We start from the raw sequence: 16,505 nt of genomic DNA, 5'->3' as shown, positions 1-16,505 counted from the left end.
GTATCGATGTCCGAGTCCATCTTGTCCGACCTGCCCGAGGTTCCGACCGACGGCGATCCGTTGGTCGCGAAAATCGCCAACCTGCCCATCGCGCAGCCCCGGACGCCTGAGCCGGAGGGCCACAAGCGGACCCGCTATCGCACGATCTGGATCAGCGACGTCCATCTGGGCACCAAGGGCTGCAACGCCGATATGCTGATCGACTTTCTGGACAACACCGACAGCGAGACGATGTACCTCGTCGGCGATATCCTTGATGGATGGCGGCTCAAGAAGAAGTTCTACTGGCCCGCGGCGCATAACGACATCGTCTGGCGCATCCTCAAACGCGCCAAGCGCGGCACGCGGATCGTCTATATCCCGGGCAATCACGACGAGATGTTCCGTCAGTTCACCGGGCTCAACTTTGGCGGGATCGAAATCCGCCGCGTCGCCTTTCACGACACCGCCGATGGCCGCCGCCTGATGGTCCTGCACGGCGATGAGTTCGACGCGGTGATGCTCTCGCAGCGCTGGCTCGCTTTTGTCGGCGACTGGACCTATCGCGCCGCGATGCAGCTCAACGTGCTGGTCAACGGTGTGCGCAAGGCGATGGGCAAGCCCTATTGGTCGCTTTCCAAGGCCGCCAAGCACAAGGTCAAGAACGCGGTCGAATTCATCGGCAAGTATGAGGAAGTCGTCGCCAAGGCGGCGGGCCAACGCGGCGTGGACGGCGTTGTGTGCGGCCACATTCACACCGCTGAGTTTCGTCAGTTCGATTTTAACGGCAAGCCGGTAGAATACTGGAACGATGGCGACTGGGTCGAGGGTTGCAACGCGCTGGTCGAGCACGAGGACGGACGGATGGAAATCCTGAACTGGCCGGATGTCATCAAGCAGCGCGGTCAGCAAGAGGCGGAGCGTGGCTCAGCCGTCCGGGCCGAGGCAGACGCGGACGCCAAGGACCCCGATCCCGACCGCAAGGCCGCCTGATCACCGCTTCAACGGACCCGTGGCTGCACAACGATGACCTCGCCGCTCCTCTCTCGCCCCTCCGCCGAAACGCGCCGCGCAGCGCCGAATTCGATCGCTATCGTGACCGATGCGTGGCACCCGCAAACCAACGGCGTGGTTCGCACGCTTTCGACCACCTGCGAGATCCTGCGCCGTTGGGGGCATGACGTCACGGTGATCTCCCCGGAGGACTACCCTTCCTTCCCAGCGCCGACATACCCTGAAATCCGGCTGGCGGTCACATGGCCGGGCGCGGTGGGTCGCCAATTGGCGCGAATCAAACCCGAAGCGGTCCATATCGCCACCGAAGGTCCGCTCGGTTTCGCGGCGCGGCGCTATTGCATGAACCGCAAAGTGCCGTTCACGACCGCCTATCACACTCAGTTTCCCGACTATTTCGCGCGCCGCACGGGCCTCTCGGCCGACTGGTTCTGGCCCTATATTCGCCGCTTCCACCGGCCGGCTGAACGGATCATGGTCGCGACCGAGACGATCCGCTCCCAGCTTCGCGCGCAAGGCCTGACCCAGCTCACCCACTGGAGTCGCGGGGTGGACCTTTCCTGCTTTTCCCCCGATGCGCCGCCTCCGCCCGAATACGCCGCGCTTGAGGGGCCGATCATGCTCTATGTCGGGCGTGTGGCGATCGAGAAGAACATTGAGGCTTTCCTCGAAAGCGCGCGTGTGGGCACCAAGGTGGTGGTTGGCGACGGTCCGGCGCGCGCCGCGCTTCAGGCGAAGTATCCCGATGCGGTGTTCCTGGGCAAACGCACCGGGCGCGATCTCGCCGGATGCTATGCGGGCGCCGATGTGTTCGTCTTTCCGAGCAAGACCGACACGTTCGGCCTAGTCATGATCGAGGCGCTGGCGTGCGGCACGCCGGTCGCAGCGTACCGTGTGCCGGGCCCTGTCGACATTCTGAGCGACGGGGTCGGAGCGATGGCAGACGAGCTCGACCGTGCGATCGCGCGCGCGCTCGGGCTTGATGGCGCGGACTGCGTCGATTACGCGGCCGGCTTCACCTGGGAGGCGGCGACGCGGCAATTCCTGAACGGACTGGTCGCGCTAGAGGATGAGCAATGCGTTTCGCTGCAGGCGACGCCCGCGCTCTAATTTGACCGCTCGCAAGGCTGCTGCTTGCGACTTGGACCGGTTTGGCTTATCTGAGCCACAGCAGCGGCCGCTCCGGGAAGGGGCGGCCCTTATTATTTCTAACGGAGATTTCGTTATGGCCACCCCAAAAGCAAAGGGGGATCAGCCCAAGCCGCTGATGCCGCACGCGACCGCCACATGGCTGGTCGATCACACCGGCCTTAGCTTTGAACAGATCGCGGAATTCTGCGGCCTCCACATCCTTGAGGTGCAGGCGATGGCGGATGATCTGGCGGGCAGCAAATACACCGGGCGCGACCCCGTTCACGCGGGCGAGCTAACCCTTGAAGAGATCAAGACGGGCGAAGAGAATTCGGATTACGCGCTGAAGATGCACAAGGCTCCGGTCGAAGTGACGCGCACCAAGGGCCCGCGCTACACACCGGTGTCCAAGCGTCAGGACAAGCCCGACGGCATTGCCTGGATCCTGCGCAACCACCCCGAGGTGTCCGATGCGCAGATCTCCAAACTCATCGGCACCACGCGCAACACGATCGGTGCGATTCGCGAGCGCACGCACTGGAACATCCAGAACATTCAGCCCAAGGATCCGGTTACGCTCGGCCTGTGTTCGCAGCGTGAGCTCGACGCGGTGGTCGCCAAGGCGGCGAAGCGCGCCGGCATTGTCGAAGAAGCGGCTGAAGCGAGCGAAGGCGAAGACACGCGCAGCGAAAAGGACAAGCTGATCGAAGAACTGCGCGCCGAACGCGAGGCGAACGCAAAGGCCGCTGCCGAAGCCGCGCAGGAAGCCGAAGCCGAAGCGTGGCTTGCCGCCAAGCGCGAAGCGGAAGAGGCCGAAGAAAACGCCGCGCCCGCGGCGGCTGAAGAGGCGTTTGCCACGCCTGCAGAGGAAAAGCCATCGGACGAGTGACCTTCGCAAACCCGGTCATCCAACGTAAAAGGGGCGGCTTCGGTCGCCCTTTTTATTTTGCGAGGGAGCCTGGCGTTCGAAAAGCCGTTTGAGGAATCTCAAGAACCGACGCCCATAGGATCGGGTTTCGCTTGTGCCTGGAGAGGGGATCATCCATGGCTACTGACATGAATGTAAATAGCGCGTCGCAAGGTCAAATGGCCTATCACCACCCGACACCCTGGAGCGCCCGTTTCGAACCGATGACGCTGCCGGAAATGCTGGCGCGCACGGTCGCTCTCGATCCGGACGCGCCCTTCCTGCATTTTCTCGGGCGGACCTATTCTTACGGTGCAATTCAGGCCGAAGCGGAACATTTCGCGTCCGCACTGATCCAAATGGGTGTACAAAAGGGCGATCGGATCGGTCTGTTCCTGCCCAACGTGCCGATCTACGCCTCGGCCTATTACGGGGCGATGATGGCGGGGGCCATTGTGGTCAATTTCTCGCCGCTCTATTCGGTTGAAGAGCTGGCCTGGCAGGTCGACGACAGCGGCGCGCGGATGCTGGTCACGCTGGATGTGCCCGACCTGTACCGGACCGCGTCCGAAGTGCTGGAGAATTCCGAACTCGAAAAGCTGATCGTGGGGCGGCTTGCCGATATGCTGCCCTGGGCGAAGGGCACGGCGCTCAAGCTCTTTCGGCGCAAGGACATCGCGGACGTGGCGTGGGACGAAAACGTTCTCGACTGGGGGCGGTGTATCGCCAGCCCCGGGCGCGCCCTGCCCGATGATATAACGCCCGATGATATAACGCCCGACGATCTGGCTCTGCTGCAATACACCGGCGGCACCACCGGGCGGCCGAAAGGCGCGATGCTGGGCCACAGCCAATTGTCGATCAACGCGCAGCAGGTGGCCGCGATCAATCCCTTCGGCGATCCGCGCGGCGAGGTCTTCATGGGCGCGCTGCCCTTTTTCCATGTCTTCGCCAACACCGCCCTTCTCAATCACGCGGTGGTGAGCGGCGGGGCGATCGCCCTGGTCCCGCGCTTTGACGCATGTCAGGTCCTCAAGACCATCGAGCGATACAAGGCCACCGGATTTCCCGGTGTGCCGACCATGTTTCAGGCAATGCTCGACCACCCCGATCTCGCCAAGACCGATCTTTCAAGCCTGAAGGTCTGCATTTCGGGCGGCGCGCCCATGCCCGCCCCGGTCCACACCCGCTTTGAAGAGGTGACCGGCGTTCGGGTGTGCGAAGGCTACGGCCTGACCGAGAGCGCAGGTGTGGTGTCGGCCAACCCTTACGCGGGAACCCGCAGGAAGGGCACGATCGGCCAATTGGTCCCCGGCACTGAGGTTGCGCTGCTCGACAAGGAGGACCCGACCAGACTCGCGCCCGAGGGCGAGCCCGGCGAACTGGCGGTCCACGGGCCGCAGGTCATGCGTGGCTATTGGAACCGCCCTGAAACGGCGCAAGAGGTGTTCGTCGAACGCGGCGGGAAGACATATCTGCGCACCGGCGATGTCGCGGTCATGCACGACGATGGCTTCCTCGAGATCGTCGATCGGATCAAGGACATGATCTCGGTGGGCGGCTTCAAGGTCTTCCCGAGCGTCGTCGAAGACGCGATCCTGAAGCACGATGCGGTCAAGGAAGCGCTCGTCATCGGAGTGCCCGAAGACTATCGCGGTGAGGTGCCGCGCGCTTACGTCACGCTCCAGACCGAGGGCGCCGAAACGGCGGATGCGCTCAGAGAGTGGCTGAACGCGCGCATTGGCAAGCATGAGCGGGTCGACGAAGTGGTCATCCGCGACGAGCTGCCCAAAACGATGATCGGAAAACTTGACCGCAAGGCTCTGCGCTCGGCGGTGATCGGCGGCTGATCGAACGCAAAAGCGCCCCGCCCCCGCAGGAGCGCGGCGCTTTTCAGGGCCCGGCGGATAAGGCCGACCTTATACCGGTCAGTTGGCGATCTGCAACGTCGTCTGGTCGGGCGACTTGGGCGCCGTTGACGATCCGGTTTCCTTCGGCTTCTTGACCGCCGGACGCTGGGTGTTCGGTGCAAAGCGCCCTTCGACCTGCGCGCCCTGCTCGATGGTCAGCGCGTCGTAATGAACGTCACCATCGACCTGCGCGCTCTTGAGAACCGTGAGTTCGCGCGCGGTGATCGAACCGTTGACCTTGCCCGAAAGACGCGCGGTTTCCGCGGTGATGGCGCCGCTGATATTGCTGGTCTCGCCCTGGACCAGGCTGGCGCATTTGATATCGCCTTCGACCGTCCCGTCAATGTGGAGATCAGCCGAAGCGGTGATGTCGCCCTTGATCGAGATGTCCGAGCCGATGACGGAGAAAGTGGAGTTGGAATTGCCGACCATGGGTGATTTTCCTTGCGGTTTAGCTTGCGGAGGAGGGGGTGGAGCGGAATGTTCCGGTTCCGCGGGCTTCTTTGAGAACATCAGGGGCGGCCTCCAGGAAGGGGCGCGGATTGACCGCGCGGTTGTTGATACGGACCTCGAAGTGCAGGTGCGGGCCGGTTGAGCGACCCGTATTGCCCAGCCCGGCGATGGTCTCCCCTACGTCTACCCGGTCACCCACCGCCACGTCAAAGCGGGAAAGGTGGGCGTAACGGGTCACTATGCCGTTCGGATGCGCGACATCGACCGTTTTTCCGTAGCCTGACTTCCAGCCCACGAATTTCACCGTGCCCGCAGCGGCGGCGAAAATGGGCGAGCCGATCGGGCCACCGTAATCGATGCCGCCATGCATTGCGCTGCGCCCCGTAAAGGGATCGCGGCGATAGCCATAGGGCGAGGTCACGCGGCCATCGGGGGTCGGCACGACTTGCGGAACGCCATCGAGTGCGCGCTCGAGCGCGTCCATGCGCGCCAGGCTAAGCCCCAGCCGCTCGAAGCGCGGATCGATGTCGCCGTCGGCCGAGGTCGCGAGAAGATCGAGCGGGCCGCCCATCGGCGCGCGCGCAGCGCTGCGCAGCACGCCCCGCGGATCCAGGTTGAGCTTGCGCATCGCCTTTTCGGCCTTCTGCGCCCGCCAATCCGCAAAGCGCGTCATGTTCTCGACAAACGCAATCTGGCGCGCTTCGATTTCCGCAAGGCCACGCGCCTTGGGAAAGAATTCGCCGATCTTCTCGACGGTTTCGCCGGTCTCTTGGGTGCTGTCGGTTACATTGACGCCCGCGCCGCGCACCTCATCGGGCAGCATTTCCTGCATGGCGTCGAGGAATTCCTGACGCGCGTTGAGATCTTCGACCACGCGTTCAAGGTCGTTTCCATACGCCTGAATCCGCTCTTTCGAGGTCTCAATCCGCGCCTTTTCCTGCTCGAACGAGGCAAGGCTGGCTTCGGCCCGGTATTGGTTCCACCCCATTACGCCGAGCGATGAGACCCAAACGAGCGCGACGCCAGCGACAGCGCCGGCGGCCGACATCTGCAGACGCGAAGACAGTTTGATGAAGCGAACCTGCCCGTCGGAGCGCATGAAGAACTCGCGATCGGGAAACCATCCGCGAACGCGCTCGACCATAAGCCGCACGTTCGAAACTTGCGATGAAGGAGAGTCTGACAAAGCGGCCCCGTGCTTATTGCGTGCTTTTATGTTTTTTTCGTTGCCAGTCGGCTAACAAGGGAGTGGTTAAGGGTCGATTGCCAAACCCATACGAACCGTTGAACTGATCCGATTTCGCGATGAACGGTTCAGCTCGGAGAAAGAAACGCGATACGCTACACATTGCAGAGTATTTCTGGGCGACTTCGCGTTTGGCAATTAGTCAGATTTGGCCTGCCAGGTTTCGAATCGTGTTCGGCTCCGAGCATCCTGACAGCGACCGGGCGGGCTGCTAGGGCCCTTGCGTATGATGCGACGACCAGAACCTGTCTCCTCGCCCCGGTTGCCTGCCGCGGCGGCACGGCGCGCGGTGACACCGCGTTGACGCGGGACTAAGGCGTCGATTCTGAACTCATGACCCGTGTACCAAGACGCATCGGCCTGTTGGGCGGCAGCTTCAATCCCGCGCATGGCGGCCACCGCCGCGTTTCGATCTTCACCATGAACGCTCTGGGCCTTGATGAGGTGTGGTGGCTGGTCTCGCCCGGAAACCCGCTCAAGCCCAGCGACGATATGGCCAGTCTCCACGCCCGCCTGCGCTCCGCTCAACACCACGCGCGGCGCGCGCGGATCGTGCCGACCGCGATCGAGCTTGAGCTGGATACGCGCTACACTGTGGATACTTTGGCCAAGCTGACAAAGCGCTATCCAAACCGCGAATTTGTGTGGCTTATGGGGGCTGACAACCTGGCGCAGTTCCATCTTTGGAAGGGTTGGCGACGGATCGCGCGGGCCATGCCGATTGCAGTCATTGCGCGCCCGGGTTATAACGCGGACGCCATGACGAGCCCCGCCATGGCCTGGCTCAGGCGCTACTCGGTGTCTGCCGCCAGCTTTCGGAAACGGGGGCGATGGAGCGCACCGGCCCTGGTGTTTTTGCGTTTCGATCCGGATCATCGCTCGGCCACGGCCCTTCGCCGTGCCAACGCCGACTGGGCGTCTGATCTTCTGGATGCTTCGCGATCGCTGGACCACAGCGCCGCTCCACGGGATCGGCTCACATTTCGCCGCATCGAGGGATGGGAGGAGGCATGAGGCTTGCCGGCCTTTCGCCATCCCCCTTGTCCAGCGGCGGACGCATCCCACGTCATTGCCCTGAAATCTGGAGAACTCTGCTTGCCACATACACAGGCACACACAGCGGCGCCTCTCAACGAGGCCCGGAAGGTGATACCCACCATGCCCGCTGACGCGGCGAACGATCTGCACGAACTGGTCCTCGCTCAATTGGACGATGACCAGGCGATGGAGGTCGTCTCGATCCCGCTCGAAGGCAAAAGCTCGGTCGCCGATTACATGGTGATCGCGAGCGGTCGCTCGACCCGGCAGGTTGCGTCCATGGCGCAAAAGCTGGCCGAGAAGGTCAAACAGTCGGGTTATGGCCCGGCACGGATCGAAGGCCTTCCAGCGGCGGACTGGGTCCTGATCGATGCGGGCGATGTGGTCATCCACCTGTTCCGCCCCGAAGTGCGCAGCTTTTACAATCTTGAACGCATGTGGTCGTTCGAGGGCGGGGAAGCGCAGGCTTCCTGAGTCTTGCGAAGCCGCCTCCGCGGCTTGGTCCTCGGTGCTATTCCCTCCGCCCAATCTTGGGCGTGTTTATCCTGAGCGGCTGGCTTACCAGCCAGCCGAAGGGGGGCACCTGCGGGCGCGCGGTCGCCCTTGCGGTTTGCTGGGTAGCGCTGGATCGAAATCTAAGATTTCGCAAGGCCAAGGGCCGACCGCAGCGGGTCCGCAGGGGAAGATTCCCCGGAGGACGTCTAGCGAGGACGAAGCCGCGGATGCGGCGTCATGAAACAAAACTCCCACCCCAAGGACTCCCTCACCATCCTCCTCCATGTCATCGCTCGCGGAAAGATCGCTCGCTCGCCCGAAGCCGAGCTCGTCGCGCGCTACCAGAAGCGTATTACCTGGCCGCTGAAGCTTACCGAACTGCCCGAAACCGGTGGCCGCACGCCGGATCCGCAAACCCCGTGCAAGACCGTGCTTCTCGATGAGCGCGGCAAGGCGATGGGATCTGAGGAGTTTGCCGCAGTCCTCCAAAAGTGGCGCGATACAGGGACGCGCGAAGCGCGCTTCGTGCTCGGCGCGGCGGACGGGCATTCCAGCGAACAGCGCGCTGGCGCTGACCTGCTGCTTGCCTTCGGTCCCGCGACCTGGCCGCACCTGCTGGCGCGCGCGATGCTGATGGAGCAGCTCTATCGCGCGACCTCTATCCTTGCCGGGCATCCCTATCATCGGGCATGAGGGAGGCGATGGTTCGCCAATCTCTCCTGGTCCTGATGTTTGCGGCGGCGACGTTCGGCGCGCTGGCCGCTTCTGTTTCGCAGAGCGGGGCCCAGCGCCCGGTCGCTATACTCGCCCCCGATGAAGCGCGCGAGCAGCTTGCCCGCGCCACGAAGGAGAGCGAGGCGGCTCAAGAACGCGCGGCGCGGTTTGCGAAGGAGGCCGAGGAAGCGGAGGAAGCGACAGACCGCACAGCGCGCGAAGTCGCCGCGCTGGCCGCGCGGATTCAAACCACCGAGGCCGATATCGCGGCCGCGCGGGCGCGCTATTCGCTTGCGCAGTTGGAGCGAGCGACACTCGCGCGGCGTCTTGCCAGCCGGCAGGAACCGCTGGTGGCACTGACCGCTGCGTTGCAGACAAACGCGCGTCGCCCGCTTGCCTTATCCGCCTTTCAACCCGGCTCGCTCAAGGATGTCGTTTATGTCCGGGCGGTTCTCGATAGCGCGGTCCCTCAGATCCAGGAGCGAACTGCCGCGCTCCGAAGCGAGCTGGAAGAGGGCCGCCGGCTGGAGCGTCGTGCGCGCCGGGCGCTGACCGAATTGCGGGCGAGCGAGAAAATGCTCGAGGAACGACGCGTCGAGCTCGCCGCCGCGGAAAGGCAGGCGCGCCTCGATTCCTCCGTTGCGCGCGGGAACGCAGCGCGAGAACAGGAGCGGGCGCTGGCTCTGGCTGAAGAGGCGCGTGATCTCGATGGCCTTGTCGAGCGGCTGGATGAAGCCGCACGGTTGCGCGCGCGGCTGGCCCGGCTTCCAGGGCCGATCTTGAGGCCGGGCGCCAACGCTGAGGCGAGCGGCGCGCTGGACGCGCAGCCTACCGCCCCTGAGCCGTCGCCGAGCCCGACACCCGGCGCTTCGCTTGCCGGCTTTCAACTGCCTGTGCAGGGGCGCACGGTGACCGGATTCGGCGAACAGCGCGCGAGCGGCCTGCGATCCAAAGGGCTCGCGCTGTTGCCCCAACCCGGCGCGCAGATCGTCGCGCCCGCCGATGGCCGGGTTGCGTTTTCGGGCCCTTATGAAGGGTTCGGGCGGATCGTGATCCTCGAACACAAGGGTGGCTGGACAAGCCTGGTCACGGGGCTGGCGCGGGCCGATGTTGCGGTCGGCGACGCGCTGATCGCCGGTTCGCCCATGGGAGTGGCCGACAGCGCGGGCGGCGTGATCGCCATCGAGCTGCGCCGCGACGGTGAACCGGTCAACCCGCTCGACCACGTGCGATGAACCGCTGAAACCGAAGCGCGGGGCCGCGCGTAGCCTCTTATATAGACACTTCGTCTTTGACCCGCAGCGGGACGCGAGACCAACCGATACGCGTTCTCATCTGGCGTTCAGGCCCACATGTCTATACGAATGTGTTTGAAAGGAGCCCGTCCACCTCATGAAAATTGCAGCTCTTCTGCGCAACACCGCGCTCGTCGCCGCTGGCGCGGCCTTGGCCACCACCGGATCCGTCTTTGCCCAGGCCGATGGTCGTGCAGGCCCGGAATTCTCGAAGCTCTTCGCGACTTATCAGCGGATCAAGGCGAGCTATGTCGAGGATGTAAGCGATGATCAGCTCGTTCGTGGGGCGATCGACGGAATGCTCGCCTCGCTTGACCCGCATTCGGGCTTTCTCGATGGGACCGACTTGCAGCGGCTCGAAACGATGATCGACGGCAATTATTCCGGGCTCGGCCTGTCGGTTGTCCAGGAAGACGGCGCGGTGAAGGTCATTTCACCGTTCCGCGGCTCTCCCGCGGACGAAGCGGGCCTGAAAGCGGGCGACTTCATCACCCACCTTGATGGCGAGCTCATCTATGGCGGCGAACTGGACGACGCGGTGGCGCGCATGCGCGGGAAAGCGGGCACGTCGATCCAGCTGACGATCTTTCGCCCGGGCCGCGATGAACCGTTTGAGGTCGACGTCACGCGTGGGCTGATCGAGCTTGAGCCGGTGACGCACGAACTGATGCCCGGCAATATCGGCCATATCATGGTCAACGAGTTCTCCGCCGATGTGGGCGCCGACGTCCACAAGGCCTGGACCGCGATGCAGGAAGAGGCGACCGGTCGGATGAGCGGACTGGTGCTGGATCTGCGTTCCAATCCCGGCGGCAGCCTGGATGAAGCGGTGGCGCTTTCGGATCTGTTCCTCGACAGCGGCGAAATCGTTTCGCAGCGCGGGCGCGGCTGGGGCGAGAGCTTCAAGGTCGAGGCCGACGATCTCGACTACTATCTTGACCGCAGCTATTCGCGGGCGACCGCTCAGCTGTTCATGGGCGACATGGCCAAGGGCGTGCCGGTGATTGTCCTCATCGATGCGGGCTCGGCTTCGGCCTCCGAGATCGTCGCCGGCGCGCTGCAGGATCACCGCCGCGCGCTCGTGATGGGCGACCGCAGCTTTGGCAAGGGTTCGGTGCAATCGCTCTTGCCGCTGGGCCGCGACTCGGCGCTCAAGCTGACCACGGCGCGCTACTTCACGCCTTCGGGCAAGTCGGTGCAGGAAGGCGGGATCACCCCCGACATCAAGGTGCCGCAGCTTTCCGATCCTGATCTTGCGCTGCGCGAGAAGTATCAGACGCGCGAGAGCGATCTGCGCGGTCACCTTATCAACGAGCTTGGGCTTAAGGACGAAGAGCTTGAAGCGGACAAGATCGACGATCCGCGCTTCCAGCTGACCGCAGAGCAGCTTGAGGAGCAGGGCGTTGAGGACTTCCAGTTGCACTACGCGCTGGAAACTTTGCGCCGCACCACCAAGAGCTCGGTGGCGCTGCTCGACTGAAAGCTCTAGAGCGCGCGCATGACGCGACACGCTCTTGCGCGCCTTCTGGCGCTTGCTCTGTCGGGCGGCCTTCTGGCCGGCGCCTATGTCTCCGAACTCGTTTTCGGGCTGTATCCGTGCGAGATGTGCTGGTGGCAGCGCTGGCCGCATTTCGCAGCGCTCGGCCTTGCCGCTCTGGCCTTTGCCGCGCCGCTGCCGCGTTTCTGGACCGGTCTGTCGGGTTTGGCGATCCTGGTATCGGGTCTTATCGGAGGCTTTCACGCAGGGGTGGAATACGGGTGGTGGGAGGGCATCACCGGTTGCGCGGTGATCGATCCCAACGCCAATGTCCTTGACCCGGGTGCGGCGCCGCTTATCCGGTGCGATGTCGCGCCCTGGAGCCTCTTTGGCGTTTCGCTGGCGGGCTTCAATTTCCTCTTTTCATGTCTCGGGGCGATTGCCATCTTGGCTCTCACAGTGGGACGACAAGAACGAGCAAGACGATGACAAGCCCTATCGATCGCGACGAAATCCACCGCATGATCCGGGTGGACCAGGCTGGCGAATTCGGCGCAACGCGGATTTACGAAGGCCAGTTGGCGGTGATGGGCGATCGCGGCCCGCATTCGGCCGAAATCCGCCACATGGCCGAGGATGAAGAAGTCCACCGCAAGGAGTTTGACGCTCTCATGGCGCGCCGCCGCGTGCGCCCTACCGCGCTTCATTCGTTCTGGTCCGCTGCGGGATACGCCCTGGGCGCGGGCACGGCTCTTTTGGGGCCCGAGGCGGCCATGGCGTGCACCGCCGCCGTCGAAGAGGAGATCGACCGGCATTACACCGATCAACTCGACCGGCTGAAGGAAAGCGGCGCCGACCCGGAACTCGCCGACATGATCGAGCGCTTTCGCGAGGAGGAGCGCGAACACCGCGAAGCCGCGCTCGCCAACGATGCGGAAAAGGCGCCCGCCTATCCGCTGCTATCCGGGGCCATTCGGCTGGGGTGCAAGGTCGCGATCAAGGTCAGCGAACGCATCTGAGCGGTCGAGATCGACGCTTCGGCACATCGGCTCTTCACAGGCGGTTCAGTGAGGTTCATGTAAGGGCTCACACGCAGAAAGAGGCCGCGCGAGACCCCGTGAAGCGCGCGGAGAGGATCGGATACACGCACGCATGGCTTATTCCACAACGACAGCCGCCTTCGCCGCCGCTCTGGCCAGTGGCCTGCTCCTGGCCGCCGCGCCCGTCAGCGCGCAGGACAAGGCCGGAGACAAGGTCAACATGGTCATCGCCTACAGCGAGGACGAATGCCCTGACGCCGAGGAAGGCGAGATCGTCGTGTGCGAGATCCTCGTGGAGGCGGAGCGGTATCGCATTCCCAGCAACCTGAGGACCAGCGACAACCCGGCCAATGTCTCCCGCTCGCGTCAGGTCGAGAAGTTTCGCTATTCCGGCGCTTTCGGGACGTTGTCGTGCAGCCCGGCGGGTCTTGGCGGCGCTCTTGGATGCACGCAGCAGATGATCGATGCCGCCTACGCCGACAAGGAAGAGGGCTCGCGGGTGCAGTTCGCCCGCTTGATCGAGCAGGCCCGCCAGGAACGCCTTTCGACGATCGATGTCGAGGCGGCGGCGGAACAGGAACGCGTGGAGCAGATCGAGCGCGAATATCTTGAACGGCTGGAAGACGAACGCTCCGCCCCGCTTCCGGGGGAAGAGGAAACGGTGGATGGAGAGCCCGCTTCCGACGCGCCGCCCGCAAAGGATCAAGCCGAGGCGCCCGATGAGGCGCCCGAAGAGCCGCCCGTGGTTGGTCCGACCCTTGAAGCGGACGAAGAGGGCGGGCCGGACTTGTAGGTTTGTCCGGCCTGATCGGGCCGCCTAGATCTGGTAGTAATCCCGGTACCACGCGACAAAGCGCCGCACCCCCTCGCGCACGTCGGTTTGCGGCGCGTACCCGGTCAGCTCGCGAATAAGCGTCGCGTCCGCCCATGTCGCCGGGACATCGCCCTTTTGCATGGGCAGGAAGTTTTTCACCGCCTCGCGCCCGCATTCCTCCTCGATGGCTGTGATGAAATCCATCAGACGCACCTTGTCGGAATTGCCGATATTGACAACGCGCCAGGGGGCAACGGGGGACAGGCTGTCGTATTCGGGTATTTCCTCGCGCGTTTCGGGCCGCACGGGAGGTTTGTCGATCAGCAGGCGCAACCCGCGGACGAGATCGCTCACATAGGTGAAATCGCGATACATATCGCCGTGATTGTAAACGTCGATCGGGGTGCCTTCGAGGACGCCGCGCGTAAACTTGAACAACGCCATGTCCGGTCGTCCCCATGGTCCGTAGACGGTGAAGAAGCGGAACATCGTTGTCGGCAGGTTCCACAAATGCGCGTAGGAGTGCGCCATCGCCTCGTTCGCCTTCTTCGTCGCCGCGTAGAAAGTCAGCGGTGTGTCGCACTTCTCGCGCTCGTCGAAGGGCATGTCCTCATTCGCGCCGTACACCGAGCTGGTCGACGCCATCAGCAGGTGATCCACTTCAAGCTCGCGCGCGCACTCCATCACGTTGAACGCGCCCACCAGATTGGCGTCGAGATAGGCGCGTGGATTTTCAAGGCTGTAGCGCACGCCGGCCTGGGCCGCCAGGTGAACGATCACATCGGGTTTCTCGCCCATGACGAAGTCGCGCAGCGCGTCCTCGTCTTCGAGCATTCCTTCGCGCGCGATGAAAGCCTCGTTCTGCGCAAGCATCTGATGCCGGCGCTGTTTTAGGCGCACGTCGTAATAGTCGGTCATGCCGTCATAGCCCGCCACCGCAAACCCTTCGGCAAGCAGCAGTTGCGCAAGGTGGTAACCGATGAAACCGGCGCTTCCGGTGATGAGGACTTTGCGCATGCGGGAAACCTTCGGGTGAAAGGGGTCTGACGAATCAGGCGGACACTCAAGAATGACGCTTATGAAAGCAACCGTTGGCTAACAGGTTAAGGGGGATGGAACGCGCGCATCCGGGTCTGGACAAAGCGCGCCGCCTACCGCACAGCCGGGCCATGGGCGCTGTGCTTCCTTCTGCTGCGAAACCGGGCGCGCTGATCGTTGCTGCGATCGGCGCGGCGGCGCTCTTGTTGCTCTCCGGTTGCTCGCGCAATACGGAGGCTGACGGGATGAACGCAGCGGTTGCTGGGCAAGCGAGCGACTCGGTCGACCCGCCGGGCGCGGCTCTTCCCCTGTCGATCGGCGGGCGGGTTGAAGCGGACGCGGATGGTGGCTTTGACGCGGCAATCAATTGCGCGGCCGCGCTGAACATCACCGCGCGGCGGCTGGCCAGTGTGACCGACAATCCGTTGAGCGAGGAGATCGCCCTTATCGTCAAGGCGCAGCGCTATTTCACCGCCGAAGCCAGCGAGGCGGCCGCCGCCGATGACAGCCTGGTTGGGTCGGTCGAGGCCGTGATCGCGTCTCGCCGTGAGGCCAAAAGCGCAGAGATCACGCAGCAGGCTCAATTGGCGATCGCGTGTTTGCGGCGTTTTGGCGACAGCGTCGATCCGCTGACCGGCGAGCCGATCTAAGCCGCGACTACCGGGTCGAAGGCTGCGCTTCGAGCGTCGCTGAGGCGAGGATGACCTTTACATAGCCCGTCCCGACCAGAGTATTGGTCGAGACAAGCAGCGACTGGATCGGACAATCGTCCGGGACGGCAAAATCGGCCTCCAGCATCATGGTCTGCCGCAATTCCACATCCTCTCTCACCAGCGGCAGGTTGGTGCCCGCTCCAGCGCAGCTGAGAACCCAGCGCGCTGTGTCGCTCCGACTGAAATTCTCAGAGCGCATCGCGGAGGAGAGGCGATAGCGGCCCGGCTCAAGCGCGAGGAATTTGCGCGCTACCGGCCCCTTGTACCCGGCTTCCACGTCAGCCTCGATCTCAACCGCCCCTGCGCCCTCAGCGCTTGCAAGAATATAGGTTTCGATCCCGTCGATCTTGAAGGGCTGCCAAGCAATCGGGGCGCGTTGCCAATTGGTCGAAGCGTCGGTCAGGCGCAGGCTGGTCAGGATCGAGCGATCGACAGCTTTGATGCGACGAAAATGATCGGCGGCTTGGGTGTAGTCTTCGTTGGCGAACAGGCGGGCGAGCAATTCGGTGTCGAGCGATGAAAAGGCGTTGCCCTCCGGCCAGCCTTCGTTGAGGCGAGCGAGTTCGGCGAGCGACACCGGGGTCTCGGTCTTCGAGACCGCGAAGCGCAGAAAGCTCTCCAGCCAGGGCGGGTTGGCCTTGAGATATGGTTGGAACCGCTCGCGAATGAGCGCGCTGTCCATCGCGTCGGTGAGCACCGGATAGAGCAGCGCGCGGCTCGATTCCTCGATACGCAGCGCCGTGTCGTAGTGGCGCAGCGTGCGGCTGACGTCGTTCTGTTCGACCGCGTTTTCGATCAGCCAGAGCTGCGTCGCCACATCGCGGCGCTCCATCCGGTCCGACAAGCGCATTTGCCGGCGCATGGCTTCGAGATCCGAATTGGTCGCGCTGCTCAGGCCGTAGAGGCGGAAGGCGGGGCCGTTGATCGGCAGCCGTCGGACCGAGCGCTGCACCACGCTCAGCACTGCTTGGTTGCTGCGCGCCGCTGGATCTCCTGCCGCGCGTTTGAGCTGGGCGCTGCGAATGAGGGCGACCGGATCGTTCCGGTCGATGGCCAGCGCGAGATCGGGCGCGCGCGCGTGCAGCACGTTGACCGCCGTGTTCGCAAGCGCCACGACCGCGCCGAGGACGGCGACCAGCGCGAACACCAGCGATCGCCGCGAGGGCCGGAACGACCAGCCCGCTGCCTTGTCGCTGTGCGATCGCTTGAGGCGTTTGCGCGCCATTACATCAAACTTCCCG

Annotated in this window: 17 protein-coding genes; 13 read left to right on the top strand and 4 right to left on the bottom strand. The window is 63.9% G+C overall.

Annotated features, from left to right (window positions below):
* Positions 1-6 precede the first annotated feature (6 nt).
* The 4 genes from QNI87_RS07885 (at position 7) to QNI87_RS07870 (ending at position 4,881) form a co-directional block, all read left to right on the top strand.
* Positions 7-972 carry a UDP-2,3-diacylglucosamine diphosphatase gene (locus tag QNI87_RS07885; protein WP_300595630.1) on the top strand — a complete coding sequence of 322 codons (966 nt, stop codon included), beginning with the start codon at positions 7-9 and terminating at the stop codon, positions 970-972.
* A gap of 33 nt (positions 973-1,005) precedes the next feature.
* Positions 1,006-2,103: a glycosyltransferase family 1 protein gene (locus QNI87_RS07880; RefSeq protein WP_300595629.1), complete on the top strand. Its 1,098-nt coding sequence runs from the start codon at positions 1,006-1,008 to the stop codon at positions 2,101-2,103.
* A gap of 115 nt (positions 2,104-2,218) precedes the next feature.
* Positions 2,219-3,013: a DUF1013 domain-containing protein gene (locus tag QNI87_RS07875; protein ID WP_300595628.1), complete on the top strand. Its 795-nt coding sequence runs from the start codon at positions 2,219-2,221 to the stop codon at positions 3,011-3,013.
* Positions 3,014-3,168: 155 nt separating this feature from the next.
* The gene (locus QNI87_RS07870; RefSeq protein ID WP_300595627.1) at positions 3,169-4,881 is read left to right on the top strand and encodes a long-chain fatty acid--CoA ligase; all 1,713 of its coding nucleotides are present in this window, start codon (positions 3,169-3,171) and stop codon (positions 4,879-4,881) included.
* A gap of 78 nt (positions 4,882-4,959) precedes the next feature.
* On the opposite strand, the gene QNI87_RS07865 is transcribed toward QNI87_RS07870, so the two are convergent.
* Entirely contained in the window at positions 4,960-5,373 is a 414-nt protein-coding gene (locus QNI87_RS07865) for a polymer-forming cytoskeletal protein (RefSeq protein ID WP_300595626.1), read from the bottom strand.
* Between the two features lie 19 nt (positions 5,374-5,392).
* A complete protein-coding gene (locus QNI87_RS07860) occupies positions 5,393-6,538 on the bottom strand; it encodes a M23 family metallopeptidase (protein WP_300595625.1) in 1,146 nt (381 codons plus the stop codon).
* A 435-nt stretch (positions 6,539-6,973) separates the two neighbouring features.
* On the opposite strand from QNI87_RS07860, the gene QNI87_RS07855 reads away from it, so the two are divergent.
* The 8 genes from QNI87_RS07855 (at position 6,974) to QNI87_RS07820 (ending at position 13,492) form a co-directional block, all read left to right on the top strand.
* Entirely contained in the window at positions 6,974-7,654 is a 681-nt protein-coding gene (locus QNI87_RS07855) for a nicotinate-nucleotide adenylyltransferase (protein WP_300595624.1), read from the top strand.
* Positions 7,655-7,798: 144 nt separating this feature from the next.
* A complete protein-coding gene (gene rsfS / locus QNI87_RS07850; RefSeq protein ID WP_300595623.1) occupies positions 7,799-8,152 on the top strand; it encodes a ribosome silencing factor in 354 nt (117 codons plus the stop codon).
* 294 nt (positions 8,153-8,446) lie between these two features.
* Complete coding sequence (locus QNI87_RS07845) at positions 8,447-8,866, top strand: 23S rRNA (pseudouridine(1915)-N(3))-methyltransferase RlmH (RefSeq protein WP_300595777.1); 420 nt, start codon at positions 8,447-8,449, stop codon at positions 8,864-8,866.
* An 8-nt stretch (positions 8,867-8,874) separates the two neighbouring features.
* Entirely contained in the window at positions 8,875-10,122 is a 1,248-nt protein-coding gene (locus QNI87_RS07840) for a peptidoglycan DD-metalloendopeptidase family protein (protein WP_300595622.1), read from the top strand.
* Positions 10,123-10,279: 157 nt separating this feature from the next.
* Complete coding sequence (locus QNI87_RS07835) at positions 10,280-11,662, top strand: S41 family peptidase (protein ID WP_300595621.1); 1,383 nt, start codon at positions 10,280-10,282, stop codon at positions 11,660-11,662.
* Positions 11,663-11,680: 18 nt separating this feature from the next.
* On the top strand, positions 11,681-12,148 hold the full coding sequence (locus tag QNI87_RS07830) for a disulfide bond formation protein B (RefSeq protein ID WP_300595620.1): 468 nt from the start codon (positions 11,681-11,683) through the stop codon (positions 12,146-12,148).
* Positions 12,145-12,678: a demethoxyubiquinone hydroxylase family protein gene (locus QNI87_RS07825; RefSeq protein ID WP_300595619.1), complete on the top strand. Its 534-nt coding sequence runs from the start codon at positions 12,145-12,147 to the stop codon at positions 12,676-12,678. Before QNI87_RS07830 ends, QNI87_RS07825 begins: the two co-directional genes overlap by 4 nt.
* A 133-nt stretch (positions 12,679-12,811) precedes the next feature.
* Positions 12,812-13,492, top strand: coding sequence for a hypothetical protein (locus QNI87_RS07820; RefSeq protein ID WP_300595618.1), 681 nt, complete (start codon positions 12,812-12,814; stop codon positions 13,490-13,492).
* Positions 13,493-13,516: 24 nt separating this feature from the next.
* Here the strand turns inward: QNI87_RS07820 and QNI87_RS07815 are convergent, their stop codons facing one another.
* Complete coding sequence (locus QNI87_RS07815) at positions 13,517-14,530, bottom strand: GDP-mannose 4,6-dehydratase (protein WP_300595617.1); 1,014 nt, start codon at positions 14,528-14,530, stop codon at positions 13,517-13,519.
* Between the two features lie 95 nt (positions 14,531-14,625).
* Between QNI87_RS07815 and QNI87_RS07810 the strand changes: the two genes are divergently transcribed.
* Positions 14,626-15,201, top strand: a complete 576-nt coding sequence (locus QNI87_RS07810) for a hypothetical protein (protein ID WP_300595616.1) — start codon at positions 14,626-14,628, stop codon at positions 15,199-15,201.
* 7 nt (positions 15,202-15,208) lie between these two features.
* Here the strand turns inward: QNI87_RS07810 and QNI87_RS07805 are convergent, their stop codons facing one another.
* Positions 15,209-16,489, bottom strand: coding sequence for a hypothetical protein (locus QNI87_RS07805; RefSeq protein WP_300595615.1), 1,281 nt, complete (start codon positions 16,487-16,489; stop codon positions 15,209-15,211).
* Positions 16,490-16,505: the final 16 nt, after the last annotated feature.

This window comes from Erythrobacter sp. (genome assembly GCF_030066995.1).
Taxonomy (GTDB): Bacteria; Pseudomonadota; Alphaproteobacteria; order Sphingomonadales; family Sphingomonadaceae; genus Erythrobacter.
This window is presented reverse-complemented; position numbering and strand designations above follow the sequence as displayed.